Here is a 13,095-nt window from a genome sequence, read left to right on the forward strand (position 1 = left end):
GTGTCTCCCGTCCCGGTTGCCGGACGTCCGGCCGGCGCCCTCCTCAAGGGCGGAAACCGGTCACCCTCCGTCCGGTCCCGCGCCACCCGCCCCGGCGTCGTCTTTCGGTCGCTCCCGAAAACCGTGCGGGCGGTCCTGCCCCGTTCGGCCCGTCGGCCACACCGGCCTCACCAGTGACATCACCCCGGCAGGCCCGGCGTACCGTCCGCGTGCCCCGCCTCGTCGCCGGCCCGCTCGGTAAGAAATTCTTGTCCGAATCATTGACGCACCCTCAGCCCCTCCGTAACTTGTGCCAGCAAGCGCTTACTTGAAACGATTCATGCGAGCGGGACGATGTGCGGGGAGGGCCAACCGTGGTGAACGGCAGGAATGTTGAGAGACGTACGATTCTGAAGGCGGCCGGGGCCACGGCGGCCACGCTGGGGCTGGCCGCGACGACCGGCTGCGGTGGCGACGGAGGGACCTCCGCGGACGGGACGGTGACGATCCGTTACGCGTGGTGGGGTGCGGAGGACCGCGCCGAGCGCATCAACAAGACCATCGCGCTCTTCGAGAAGAAGTACCCGAAGATCAAGGTGAAAACGGACTTCCAGCCTTATCTCGACTTCTGGAAGAAGTTCAACACCCAGGCCTCCGGCGGAAATCCGCCGGACGTGTTCCAGAATGCCATCGGGTTCCTGCGCAAATACGACGCGAAGAACGTGCTGCTCGATCTCAGCGAGCAGGTCAAGGCCGGCAACCTCCGGATGGACGGATTCCGCGCCGGGCTTGAGAAGTTCGGCGAGATCGACGGCAAGCTCCTCGGAGTTCCGGTCGGTTCCAACTCGATGGCCCTCGTCATCGACAAGCCCGTCTTCACCCGGGCGGGCGTGAAGCCGGAGCAGGGCTGGACCTGGGACGACTTCGACGCGGCGATGAAGAAGATCCGCGACAAGACGGGCCGCGCCGGCGACAGCGGCATGTACGGAGTCATGTACCTCTACGACCCCTATCTGCGCCAGCAGGGCAAGGCGTTCTTCACCGAGGACGGACTCGGCTTCACCGAGGCCGATCTGAAGGAGTGGTGGACGAAGGCCAAGAAGGGAGTCGAGGAGGGCGTCTACGCCGACCCCAAGAAGGTCGCGCAGATCAAGCCCAAGTCGGCGGTCGCGGCGGAGCTCGCCGGCGGCGAGTTCACCTGGGACAACTTCACCGTCCGCTACACCTCCGAGGGCAAGAGCGAGTACGGCCTGGCGCCCATCCCGACGACGGACGGCAAGAAGACCGGCCAGTACCTCGGCTCCCTCATGCTGAGCGCCTCCAAGCGCACCCAGCACCCCAAGGAGGTCGCCCAGTTCATCGACTTCATGGTGCACGACCCCGAGGTCGCCAAGATCATGGGCTACGACCGGGGTGTGCCCGCGACGCAGGCCCAGTTCGACGCGTACAAGCCGACCGACCCGGTCAACAAGGCCATAGCCGAGTACGAGCAGTCCCTCGTCGCGGCGGGCGTCCTGGAGCCCATCACCCCGCACCCGGAGGGCGCCGACATCTGCGAGGCCGCGTTCCTGCGCATCTCCGAGGAGATGGCCCTGGGCAAGCGGTCGGTGGACGACGCCGTCAAGCAGTTCTTCACCGAGTCGAAGACGGCTCTCGGCAGCTGATGGGAACCACCGTGACACACGCCCCTGCGATGGAGGGCCTGTCCCAGGACTCCGAGCCGCGGCACGGTCCGGTGAAGCCCGGGCGCCCCGCCGCCCTCAAGCGGCGGCGGCGCCGGGAGAACCTGGCCGGCTATCTCTTCATGTCTCCCTGGATCGCCGGGTTCCTGCTGCTCACCGCGGGCCCGATGGTCGCCTCGCTCTACTTCGCGTTCACCGACTACAACCTCTTCGACGCCCCCAAGTGGATCGGCCTCGACAACTTCTCCGAGATGTTCGGCGACCCCCGCTGGCGCCACTCGGTGCAGGTGACGCTCTGGTACGTCGTCGTCGGAACGCCGCTCAAGCTGCTCGCGGCCCTCGGTGTGGCCCTGCTCCTCGCGCAGAAGCGGCGCGGACAGGCCTTCTACCGGGCCGCCTTCTACGCGCCGTCGCTGATCGGCGCGAGCGTCTCCGTCGCGATCGTCTGGAAGGCGATCTTCTCGGACGACGCGATAGTGGACCGTACGCAGAAGATCTTCGGGATCGACGTCGGCGGCTGGACCGGCGACCCGGACATGATCATCTACAGCCTGGTGGCGCTCACCGTCTGGCAGTTCGGCGCCCCCATGGTCATCTTCCTGGCCGGCCTCAAGCAGGTCCCGCGGGAGCTGTACGAGGCGGCCGAGGTCGACGGGGCCGGCAAGCTGCGGCGGTTCTGGAACATCACGCTGCCGATGATCTCGCCGGTGCTCTTCTTCAACGTCCTGCTGGAGACGATCCACTCCTTCCAGATCTTCAGCTCGGCGTACATCGTCGGCGGCGGCGCCGGAGGCAACGCCTGCGGTCCCGCGGACGGCTCGATGGTCTACACCTGCTACCTCTACGTCCAGGGCTTCGAGAACAGCCGGATGGGCCTGGCCTCCGCCATGGCCTGGATGCTGCTCGTCGCGGTCGCCCTGGTGACGGCGGTGCTGTTCTGGTCCCAGAAGCGCTGGGTGCACTACGAGGAGGGCGCCCGATGAGCGCGCAGGCCACCGACATCACTCCGGCCCCCTCGACGCGAGCGGGCGGGCTGCGGCACAAACTGCCCGGATCCCTCGCCTGGCACATCGGCTCCCTGCTGGTCCTGGCGGTGATCCTCTACCCGGTGATCTGGGTCATCGGCGGTTCCTTCAAGAAGAGCGAGGACATCGTCGGCAGCCTGGACCTCTTCCCGGGCGACCCGATCATCTCCAACTACACCAGCCTCACCGACGGCATCGCCGACATCTCGATCTCCACCTTCTTCTACAACTCGCTCTTCCTCGGAGTCGGTTCGGTGATCGGGATCCTGGCGTCCTGCTCGCTGACGGCGTACGCCTTCGCGAGGATCAGGTTCGCGGGCCGCAACCTGCTGTTCACGCTGATGATCGGCACCCTCCTGTTGCCTTACCACGTGCTGCTGATCCCGCAGTACGTGCTGTTCCGCAACATGGAGATGATCAACACCTACACACCGCTGCTGCTCGGGAAGTACCTGGCCACGGAGGCGTTCTTCGTCTTCCTGATGGTGCAGTTCATGCGCAACATGCCCAAGGAACTCGACGAGGCGGCCCGGCTGGACGGCTGCGGGCACTTCCGCATCTACTGGTCGATCATGCTGCCGCTGTGCCGGCCCGCACTGATCACCAGCGCGATCTTCACCTTCATCAACTCCTGGAACGACTTCATGGGCCCGCTGATCTACCTCAACGAGCCCGACAAGTACACGGTCTCCCTGGGGCTGAAGATGTTCGTGGACCAGGACGCCGTGGCCAACTACGGCGGCATGATCGCCATGTCGCTGGTCGCGCTCCTGCCGGTGCTCGCCTTCTTCCTGGCCTTCCAGCGCTATCTGATCGACGGCATGGCCACGTCGGGTCTGAAGGGCTGAGGTGAGCATGGCCGGGACCCGGGTGAAAGCACGGGGTGAGTCGCTGCTGGCCGAGCGGTTCGCGGTGTTCGCCGAGTGCCTGCTGACCGGTGTGTGGATCGCGGTGGCGTCGCTGGGGGTCGTCACGTACCCCGCCGCGTTCGCCGCGGGTGCGCGGCACCTGCGGCGGCGCACCGCGCACGAGGGCGGTGGCCGGCGGGAGTTCGTCGCGGACTTCCGTACGGCCGTGCGCGGCGGGTGGCTCGTGGGGCTCGCCGGGTGGGCGGCCGTGGCCGCGGTCTCGGTGGACGTCCAGGCGGTCCGGGCGGGGATTCCGGGCGGGCCGCTGGTCGGGGCCGTCGGTGTGTGCGCGCTGATCGGCCTGGTCGTGGCCGGGCTGCGGGCGGCGGCGGTCTGGGAGCCGGAGGCCCGGTGGCGGACGCTGCTGGCGGCGGCCTGGCGCCGGACCGTGCTCGACCCGGCCGGGTCCTTCCTGATCATCGGCGGGCTGGCCGTGGTGGTCGTGTCCGCCTGGTTCGCCGCGCCGCTGGCGGTCCCCGTCCTCGGGGCCGTCGCGGCGGCGGCCGTAGCCGTGGAGGAGCGGTACCGGCGCCGCTGAGCGGCGGTGCCCCTCCGCCAGGCCGGTGCCCCGGGCGCCGCACCTCTCTCTGTCATGCCCCTGACCAGGGTACGGAATTGCTTCCCGCACGGACGAGGAAAGGCAGCAACGCCATGTCTCCCATCCCCCGCAGGTCCCTCCTGAAGGCGGCCGCCGTCGCCGGAGCCGCCGCCCAGTTCAGCTGGGCTCTGGGGACGCAGGACGCGCAGGCCGTCCCCGGAGCCGAGCCCGCCGACGCCGACCCGGTGACCCTCGACTGGCTGGAGGACGGCGGCCTCGGCGCGGCCCCCGGCTCCACCGTCGGCGTCCCCTGGCCGAAGGGCGCCTACCAGAAGGACCAGACCTTCGCGCTGACGGACGCGGACGGCAAGGCCGTACCCGTGCAGTCCTGGCCGATCGCCTACTGGCCCGACGGCTCTCTCAAGTGGACCGCCCACGCGGTCGGTTCGGGCGACGGCAAGCTCACCCTCACCGCCGGGACGCCCGCCGCGCCGGAGAAGAAGGTCACGGTCGACAAGAGCGGCGGCACCATCGACATCTCCACCGGGGTCATCACCGCCAGGATCGGCAAGTCCGGCTCCACGATCGTGAAGTCGGTCAGGCGGGGCTCGACGGAGATCGCGAAGAACGGCCGGCTCGTGCTGATCCGCCAGCCCGAGTTCGAGGACGAGGACCAGGGCGCGGTCAGGACCGAGCGCTTCGACGGCGCCGTCGACAAGGTCACCGTCGAACAGGAGGGCCCGGTCCGCGCGGTCGTCCGCATCGACGGCAAGCACCGCAAGGGCAGCCGCAGCTGGCTGCCCTTCTCCATCCGGCTCTACTTCTACGCGGGCGCCGACTCCTTCCGCATGGTGCACACCATCACCTACGACGGGAAGCAGGAGCCCGGCAAGGCGAGCGGCGACTTCATCCGCGGCCTCGGCGTCCGCTTCACCGTGCCGATGCGCGACGAGTCCTACGACCGGCACATCCGCATCGGCGGCGAGGGCACCGGCCTGCTGCGTGAGGCCGTCAAGGGCATCACCGGCCTGCGGCGGGACCCGGGCGCGGCCGTGCAGGCGGCGCAGTACGAGGGCAAGAAACTGCCCGACCCGGCCACCTGGGACCAGCGGGTCACCACCCGGCTGCAGTACATCCCCGAGTGGGGCGACTACACCCTCTCCCAGCTCTCCGCCGACGGCTTCACCCTGCGCAAGCGCACCAAGAAGGGCTACGGCTGGATCGCGGCGGGCGGCGGCCGGCGCGCCTCCGGCTTCGGATACGTCGGCGGGGTGAGCGGCGGATTCTCCTTCGGCCTGCGCGACTTCTGGGAGAAGTTCCCCGCCCAGCTCGACATCCGGGACGCCCACACCGACGAGGCCGAGGTCACCCTCTGGCTCTGGTCCCCCGAGGCCCAGCCCATGGACATGCGCTTCTACCACGACGGCATGGGCCAGGACACCTTCCCCGAGCAGATCGAGGGCCTCAACATCACCTACGAGGACTACGAGCCCGAGTTCGGCACCCCGTACGGCATCGCCCGCACCTCCGAACTGCTCTTCTGGGCCAACGAGTCCACCCCGAGCGCCGAGCGGCTCGCCGGGCAGGTCGAGGCCGTCCGGGTGCTCCCGCAGCTCGCCGCCCCGCCCAGGCAGCTCATCAAGGCGGGCGTCTTCGGCAAGGGCCTGTACGCCGAACCCGACCGCTCCACCCCCGCCAAGGCCAAGATCGAGGACCACCTCGACTTCCTCTTCACCTACTACAAGGACCAGGTGGAGATGCGCCGGTGGTACGGCTTCTGGGACTACGGCGACATCATGCACACCTACGACACCGTCCGGCACCAGTGGCGCTACGACGTCGGCGGCTACGCCTGGGACAACTCCGAGCTGTCGCCGGACCTGTGGCTCTGGTACGCGTACCTGAGAAGCGGCCGCTCGGACATCTTCCGCTTCGCCGAGGCCATGACCCGGCACACCGGTGAGGTCGACGTCTACCACCTGGGCAAGTGGGCCGGCCTCGGCACCCGGCACGGCGTGCAGCACTTCGCCGACAGCGCAAAGCAGCAGCGCATCGCCAACACCACGTACCGGCGCTACTACTACTTCCTCACGGCGGACGAACGCGTCGGCGATCTCATGCACGCCAACGTCGACTCCGACGAGACGTTCCTCGCCCTCGACCCGCTCCGCAAGATCCGCACCGAGCCGTACACGCCCGACCGGCACGCCCTGTCGATCGGCTTCGGCACCGACTGGAGCGGCCTGGTCTCGGCGTGGCTGACCGAGTGGGAGCGCAAGGGCCCCAAGTGGGAGAAGGCCAAGGCGCGCGTGCTGTCCACGATGGAGACCATCGCCGCCCAGCCCAACGGCTTCGTGCAGGGCAGCGGCCTGTACGACCTGGACACCGGCAGGTTCGCCGTCGCAGCCCAGCCCAAGGTGGAGGTCTCGCACCTGTCGGCCGTCTTCGGACTCAACGAGCTGTGCGCCGAGCTCATCGACCTCGTCGACGTGCCGAAGTTCAAGGAGGCGTACCTCGACTACTGCCGCTACTTCAACGCCACCAAGGCCGAGCAGGCGGCCCGCTACGGCAGCAACTTCGGCTCCCTGATCCTCTTCCAGGGCCACTCGCGCCTCGACGCCTACGCTGCCGTCCAGTCCGGCGACGAGAAGCTCGCGAAGCGCGCGTGGGACAAGTTCTACAACTCCGACGGCTACAAGGAGTCGGCGCCCTGGAAGACCGAGAAGCTCAGCGGCCCGGTCACCCTGGTGCCGGGCAGCGAGGCGGCCTGGGTGTCCACCAACGACACCTCGCTGTACGGCCTCGCCGCGATCGAGAACCTGGCGCTGCTCGGGGACAGGATGCCGTAGCGGGGGACCGGACGAGCGGATCCCGTGGCGAGGCCTCGGGATCCGCTCGGCTAGTCGATGATCTGGTTGAAGAACAGGACGGCCGGAGCCACCACCCCGCCTCCGACGCTCACCGCGACCGGCCACACGTTGCCGGCCAGCGCCGCCAGAACAGTGGCACCGATGCCGACCAGGGCCGCCAGCAGGAAGACGATCGCGGCGCGCTGACTGAGGAGCGGTCCGTCCCGGCCGGGCCCTCGACGGTCGGCCTGTGCCACCTCGGTGCTCCTTACCCGACGCCGTGAGCGGGCTCGTGCTCCCGTTGCCGCGGGGGCGCGCCGTTGCCACCCGGGACGGGCACCGGCACGTCCCAGGGGTCCTGCGCGGGACGCAGGAGTTCGAAGCGGACACCGCCGTCAGCGCTCGTCCGGACCCCGTGCACAGCGGGTTCGGGCAGGCTGTTGTAGTGGAACGGCGTCGAGAAGTAGTAGGCGCCGGTGTCCGGGACGGCGATGAGGTCGCCGGGTTCCAGGAGCGGCAACGCGCGGTCGCGCGCCAGCAGGTCCCCGGCGAAGCAGGCGGGGCCCGCGATGTCCTGGCGGACCGGTCCGCCCCGTTTGGCCCTCCCGCTTCCGTCATGCGCCTCGATGCGCAGGGGCCAGGCGTCGGGGTTGAACACGGTCCGCGTGGCCACCTGCACACCGGCGTGGGTGACCGCGATCGGCCGGCCGCCCATGCTCTTCGTGTACTCGACGTACGCGGCGGTGAACCCGTTCTTGGCGAGGACGGAACGCCCGAACTCGGTGACGATCTCGTACCCGCCGGAGAACAGCGCGGGCGCCTGGGCACGCAGCTGCCGGACGTACGTGGCGAAGGTGGGCGCTGTCTCGTCGTCGGCGAAGTTGACGGGCAGTCCGCCGCCGATGTCGATGCCGACGACCTGACGCCGTCCGAGGGAGGCGTTGACCTCCTCGGCGAACGCCACGGCCTGCGCGACCCCGCCGGCCATGAGGTCGAGCGGGCAGCCCTGCGACCCGGCGTGCGTGTGCACCCAGGTCAGCCACGGGTGGTCGTGGTAGGCGCGCAGCAACCGCCGTCGGCTGCCCGGGTCCGCCAGCGGGACACCGAACTTCGAGGTGCTCGTCGCCGTGCTCATCGCGGCGATGCTGCCGCCGCCGAGCTGGGAGTTGACGCGCACCCCGATCCTCGACACCGGGACGCGGTCGCCCAGGGCCTGGTCGATCCTGGCCAGTTCCTGGTAGTTGTCCGCGTTGACGGTCACGCCCAGGTCCAGGGCGCGCCGCAGTTCGGCCTCCGTCTTGGCCGGCGAGTCGAAGACGATCCGCTCGGGCTCGAATCCGGCGGCCAGCGCGCGGGCCAGTTCACCCGCGGTGGCCACCTCGCAGCCCATGCCGAGCCGCCGCAGCTCCGCCAGCACCGGCACCAGGCAGTTGGCCTTGGCGGCGAACGCGTGCAGCACAGGCGGCGAAGAGGGGAAGGCGCGGTGCAGGGAGTCGACCGTCGCGGCGACGCCGTCGAGGTCGACGAAGGCGGCCAGCTGGGACCGCTCGGCGTCGAGCAGTCCCTGCCGCACCGCTTCCTGGAGGATCCGTTCGCGCCGCTCGGCGGCAGGGGTCGGTCCGGTCATGGTGAGTCCTCCGGTTACCCGCAGCACCCGGGACGGCCCCGGGGCGGAGTACCAGGCTGCTGTCCGCGCCGGGACGGCGTCTTCGTCGAGTCGTCAAAGACACGGGCCCCGTCCACGGCGGCTGAACGCAACAACCCCCGTGTTCTGCGGGGGCGTTGTGCGGTACGACGAAGGCGAGGCCCTGCCATGGTGGCCGCGGCCAAACGGCCCACGCCCCTGAGCGGCCGCACCTCGGTGCCGGTCGCTCAGGGGCGTGCGCCGTCGGCGTCTGCGTCCAGACGCAACTGGAGCTGGGCGAGCAGCCGGGCGTCGGGGCTGTCCAGGTCCAGCCCCGACACCTGCGTGATCCGGCGCAACCGGTAGCGCAGGCTGTTGGAATGCACGCCCAGTGTGCGCGAAGCGGCGGCCACGTCACCGAAGTGGTCGAGGTAGGCGCGCAGGGTCTCCACCAGGCAGCTGCCGTTGTGATCGGCGTCGAACGCCCTCAGCCGGGCCACCGAGGTCCGCGGTGGCAGCGCCACCTCGCGCAGGGCGTCGACGACCTGGAGGATGCCCACCGTGTCCGCGACGTCCTCGCTCCGTGCGACGGTGCGTGGCCCGGCGGCCGCGATGAGCGCCTGGAGGGTCCGCTCGGCCGACCGGCGTGATTCGGGTGCCCGTGCCAGCCCGGGGACCACGTCGCCGAGCCCCACCTTGACCGACGTGCCCATCGTCACCGAAAGCTGTTCGGCCAGCGATTCCCCGAGCCGCGTCACCTGGCCGCCGGCCGCCCCCGGGTCACGTTCCAGCCCGCCCAGCAGCACCAGGATCCTGCCGCCCGCCGGGACCACCACGACTCGGTGGCCCAGCGCCGCGCAGTGCAGGGCCAGCAGTCCGTACAGCCCGGACGGGTCGTCGTCGCCGTGGCGGCCGGACCCCGTTCCCACCGCCAGGACGGCACAGGGCTCGCGGGGCGGCAGCGCGGCCCGCTCCGCGAGCACCTCGACGGATCCGCGGTCCTCCAGCAGCGCCCGAGCCGCGTCCTCCACCAGGCGGCTGTCCGAGCTGTGGGTGCGGTGATGCAGCAGATGGGCGGCGGCGGCCCGGGCCGCCGCGCGCAGCGTCTCCGAGGCGTTCGGTGCCAGCGGGCGGCCGGCGACCGCCGCCACCCAGATGGAACCCAGGGCCTCTCCGCCCGCCCGTACGGCGCCGACCAGGCGCTCCGGGTCCTGGCCGTGGGCCGGCCGGTGCAGCACGTCGCCCGCACCCCACAGCGCCTGGAAGAACCCCGCCTCCCGCATGGCCGCCACCCGCCAGGGCGGCACACGGCGACCGAGGATGGTCAGTCGGCGCATCTCGTCCACGTTCTCCTCGGTGGAGGAATACGCCAGCACCCGCGACTCCGTGTCCTCGATGGTCACCGAGCCTCCCACCAGGGCCGCCACCGCATCGGCCAGGGAGTCCAGATCGCCCAGGTGCACGCCGCTGGTCGCGGCCGTCGGGGGAACGCCCGCCGAGGCCAGCCCCGCCCGCAGCACCCCCACGAGTTGGGCCCAGGTGCACCAGGCCGTACGGAAGAGCACCGCCGTGCCGCACTCCTGCGCGGCCTGCTGCAACGCCCGCGCGGAGGGTTCCGGACGCCCCGGGCCGAACACCACACCGGCCGCACCCGCCTCGCCTGCCCGGCGCACCACGTCGACCGCATGCGCCGAGCGCGGGTCGACGCCGACCGCGAGCAGTAACTCCCGTGGTCTGATCACGGGTTCGAGAGCGTCCAGGACATGGACGCCGCTGACGCTCGTCCGCAGTCCCGCCGGGGCCGTGTGCAACTCCACGGCTCCCGCCCCCACCACCGAGAGCAGGTGCTCCAGTGTCCCCCGGTCCTCGGCGCCCGTGCCCCGCCCCGCCGATTCCTCCAGGTCCGTCATGATGCCTCCCCCCCCGACCGTGTCGCCTGCCGCCGGCGGCCGATCGGAAAACGTATGACATCACGGGCCTTGTCCGCAGTCGATACGCCCATACACCCGCACAGGCCCCGACAGCGCGTGTACCAGGGCTAGTTCATCCTCCCCAGCACCTCCCGCACCCGCCGGACGTCCCTGATCCGCTGCTCGTACGTCGCCCCGAGTGCGAGCAGCAGGAGTCCGGCGAGGGCGGGAGGCGCCCAGCGGGGGAGTGCGCCGGTCACCTGCACGACGTACGGGGCGAGTTCGTGCAGCGTGACCAGGGCGAGCACCGAGCCGCCCAGCACCAGCGGCGCCTGGAGGTGGTGCCGGGCACCCAGCAGGGTGACCAGCAGTGCCGCCGTGCCCAGCAGCAACGGCCGCGTCCAGTGCGGGTCGGCCCAGGCCGCGACGAGGCTCGGCAGGAGCGTGGCGGCGAGTCCGGCGCCGTACGCCGTCCAGGAGGAGGTCCGCGGGTCGCGGCGCCTGCGCAGGGCACCGACGAGCAGCGCCGGAACGGTCACCGGAAGCGTGTACGCCTCCGGTGTGCCGACCTCCCACGCGGCCAGGCGCACCCAGGCGGCCAGCACGAACAGGGCCGTGGCCGCATAGCCGACGGGGCGGCGCTCCGGACGCAGGGCCGTGCCTGCGGCGATGACGCCGCACAGCGCAAGCACCAGGGCGAGCAGCGGCGGATCGGTGACCGCGAGGCCCACGGCCAGCAGACCGGCGGCGGCTCCCACGGCCTCGACCGGCACCGTCGCCCGGGACGCGGCGAGACGCGGCGCGAGCAGGGCGGCGGCCACGGGCACGGCCAGGACCAGCAGGGCGGTCCGGGCCGGCGGCCAGTCCGCGGCGGCACCCGTCGCCGAGGCCAGGGCGGCGGCGTACACGAGGGCGGCCGGAGCCGTGAAGGGGGCGAGGCCCGCCCGCCACGAGGCCGCGGCCGGCAGGGCCGTCAGCACGGACAGCACGACCAGCGTCGCGGTCTGGGAAGCCAGGGAGACCAGGGTGAGGTCGACGGCCGTGACCAGGGCCAGGACGAGGGCGGTGACCCGCGTGCCGGACGTCGTGGTCCGGCCCAGGTACAGCGCGGCCGCCGTCATGACTCCCAGGACCGACATCCCCGCGAGGTGGGGAACCGCGAGGATCGCCGGCAGCAGCAGCGCCGCGGCCCACAGCAGACCCAGCGCACCGAGCCGGGCTCGCGGGCGCCACTGCTCCGCGCGGACCGCCGAGGCGAGCACGGCCGCGACCGCGAGCAGCACAACGGGAGCCGCCGCCGCGTCCGACGGCCAGGGCGCCTCGACGGCGACCGCCGCCCGGGCGTCCGACGGCGCACCGCTCCACACCCGTCCCAACCAGCCCGCCGGCCCCATCACCACCAGGGCGACGACGGGCAGCGCCCACACAAGAGCCAGTGCCTGTACGACCGCGGAGGCCCAGGCGGCCCCATGCCGCACCGGGTCCGGCAACAGCCGCCCGGCCCGCAGACCCGCCAACAGGGCGACACCGAGGGCCAGATGAACCGGAACCGCCCACTCCGTCGGCACGCCGAAGCGAGCCACCCCGCCGAGCGCACCCACGGTGAGCAGCCCCGAGGCCGCCGCGAGACCGAGGGCGTGCCGTACGCCCGGACCCGGGACCCGCCAGGCCGCACCCAGCGCGATCACCGCCGCGAGAAGGAGAAGCCCCCCGGCACGGGCAGCGGCGCCCGGGCCGTCAGCCGCAAACGACAACCAGCCGGCGGCCAGGACACCCCAGCCACCCATGGCGTACGCACCGACGACCGCGACGATCCGCACGGACCCGGCCGTCACCCGCAGCGCCGCCACCGCATCGAGCCCGGCCGTCACCAGCAGCGCGGCCGTGATCACATACGGACCCGCATCGGCGGCCAGGGCCCACAGCAGCAGGGGGAACTGGGCCGCGGCCAGGGCGGAGGGCAGGGGCAGGCGCAGCGCGGTCGTGGCCGGCAGCAGGCCGTACGCCGACCAGATCACCGCCAGCACCGCCGCCGCGGCAGCCGCGTACCCGGCACCGTCCGTCCCGGTGAGGGCGGCCTCGCGCAGCGCGTACGCGTCCAGGACGGTCAGGGCGAGCCCGAGCCCGGCCACGGACTCCGCCGTCGACCGCAGCCCTCGCTTCAGCAGCGGCGCGGGCACGGCGAGCGCGGCCAGCGTGACCGCGCCGAGCACCAGCGCCCGCCCGGTGATCCCCATGTCACCCCAGCTGACCAGCGTGAACACCGCCGCCGCGAGCGTGAGCAGCACACCGCCCAGCACCAGCAGCATGTTCTGCACGCTGGGCGCGGCGGCCTCCGGGCGGGGCGGTGCGGCAGGCGACGGCGCCGCGGGTGACGGCTGCTGAGTGCGGTGCAGGGCCGCGACCAGCCAGGCGCGACGGGTCAGCAACTGGGCCCGTCGGGCGTCCAGTTGCCGGAGTTCGGCATCGAGGAGCCGCAACTCCTCGGCCGGGGGCGGAAGGTGCGTCATGCCTCGCAGTGTGGTCCGCGTCACCTCGTACGGCATGAGTGCGGATACTCAGCCGCGTACTCAGACCATC

Annotated in this window: 9 protein-coding genes; 5 read left to right on the plus strand and 4 right to left on the minus strand. The window is 71.5% G+C overall.

The features are described 5' to 3' along the window. Window positions 1-353 precede the first annotated feature (353 nt). From ACH4G3_RS33395 to ACH4G3_RS33415, 5 genes are all read left to right on the plus strand, one after another. Window positions 354-1,643, plus strand: a complete 1,290-nt coding sequence (locus ACH4G3_RS33395; RefSeq protein ID WP_397627993.1) for an ABC transporter substrate-binding protein — start codon at window positions 354-356, stop codon at window positions 1,641-1,643. Further along, window positions 1,643-2,644 (plus strand): carbohydrate ABC transporter permease, encoded by a 1,002-nt coding sequence (locus ACH4G3_RS33400; RefSeq protein ID WP_397627994.1) that lies wholly within the window; start codon window positions 1,643-1,645, stop codon window positions 2,642-2,644. Before ACH4G3_RS33395 ends, ACH4G3_RS33400 begins: the two co-directional genes overlap by 1 nt. Beyond that, window positions 2,641-3,534: a carbohydrate ABC transporter permease gene (locus ACH4G3_RS33405; RefSeq protein ID WP_397627995.1), complete on the plus strand. Its 894-nt coding sequence runs from the start codon at window positions 2,641-2,643 to the stop codon at window positions 3,532-3,534. Before ACH4G3_RS33400 ends, ACH4G3_RS33405 begins: the two co-directional genes overlap by 4 nt. A 7-nt stretch (window positions 3,535-3,541) precedes the next feature. Next, the gene (locus ACH4G3_RS33410) at window positions 3,542-4,132 is read left to right on the plus strand and encodes a hypothetical protein (protein WP_397627996.1); all 591 of its coding nucleotides are present in this window, start codon (window positions 3,542-3,544) and stop codon (window positions 4,130-4,132) included. 113 nt (window positions 4,133-4,245) lie between these two features. After that, entirely contained in the window at window positions 4,246-6,981 is a 2,736-nt protein-coding gene (locus tag ACH4G3_RS33415; RefSeq protein ID WP_397627997.1) for an exo-rhamnogalacturonan lyase family protein, read from the plus strand. Window positions 6,982-7,031: 50 nt separating this feature from the next. On the opposite strand, the gene ACH4G3_RS33420 is transcribed toward ACH4G3_RS33415, so the two are convergent. The 4 genes from ACH4G3_RS33420 to ACH4G3_RS33435 form a co-directional block, all read right to left on the minus strand. Beyond that, window positions 7,032-7,238: a hypothetical protein gene (locus ACH4G3_RS33420; protein WP_031139070.1), complete on the minus strand. Its 207-nt coding sequence runs from the start codon at window positions 7,236-7,238 to the stop codon at window positions 7,032-7,034. 11 nt (window positions 7,239-7,249) lie between these two features. Next, entirely contained in the window at window positions 7,250-8,608 is a 1,359-nt protein-coding gene (locus ACH4G3_RS33425; RefSeq protein WP_397627998.1) for a type III PLP-dependent enzyme domain-containing protein, read from the minus strand. Between the two features lie 245 nt (window positions 8,609-8,853). After that, window positions 8,854-10,515 carry a helix-turn-helix domain-containing protein gene (locus tag ACH4G3_RS33430; RefSeq protein ID WP_397627999.1) on the minus strand — a complete coding sequence of 554 codons (1,662 nt, stop codon included), beginning with the start codon at window positions 10,513-10,515 and terminating at the stop codon, window positions 8,854-8,856. Between the two features lie 128 nt (window positions 10,516-10,643). Further along, window positions 10,644-13,061 carry an SCO7613 C-terminal domain-containing membrane protein gene (locus tag ACH4G3_RS33435; RefSeq protein WP_397628000.1) on the minus strand — a complete coding sequence of 806 codons (2,418 nt, stop codon included), beginning with the start codon at window positions 13,059-13,061 and terminating at the stop codon, window positions 10,644-10,646. Window positions 13,062-13,095: the final 34 nt, after the last annotated feature.

Origin of the sequence: Streptomyces afghaniensis (assembly GCF_044327915.1) — a bacterium.
GTDB lineage: Bacteria > Actinomycetota > Actinomycetes > Streptomycetales > Streptomycetaceae > Streptomyces > Streptomyces afghaniensis.

Excerpts from the sequence above, each read along its gene's own strand:
- ACH4G3_RS33435 (WP_397628000.1), bottom strand. The coding sequence starts at position 13,061 with ATGCCGTACGAGGTGACGCGGACCACACTGCGAGGCATGACGCACCTT.
- ACH4G3_RS33425 (WP_397627998.1), bottom strand. The coding sequence starts at position 8,608 with ATGACCGGACCGACCCCTGCCGCCGAGCGGCGCGAACGGATCCTCCAG.
- ACH4G3_RS33405 (WP_397627995.1), top strand. The coding sequence starts at position 2,641 with ATGAGCGCGCAGGCCACCGACATCACTCCGGCCCCCTCGACGCGAGCG.
- ACH4G3_RS33430 (WP_397627999.1), bottom strand. The coding sequence starts at position 10,515 with ATGACGGACCTGGAGGAATCGGCGGGGCGGGGCACGGGCGCCGAGGAC.
- ACH4G3_RS33415 (WP_397627997.1), top strand. The coding sequence starts at position 4,246 with ATGTCTCCCATCCCCCGCAGGTCCCTCCTGAAGGCGGCCGCCGTCGCC.
- ACH4G3_RS33400 (WP_397627994.1), top strand. The coding sequence starts at position 1,643 with ATGGGAACCACCGTGACACACGCCCCTGCGATGGAGGGCCTGTCCCAG.
- ACH4G3_RS33410 (WP_397627996.1), top strand. The coding sequence starts at position 3,542 with ATGGCCGGGACCCGGGTGAAAGCACGGGGTGAGTCGCTGCTGGCCGAG.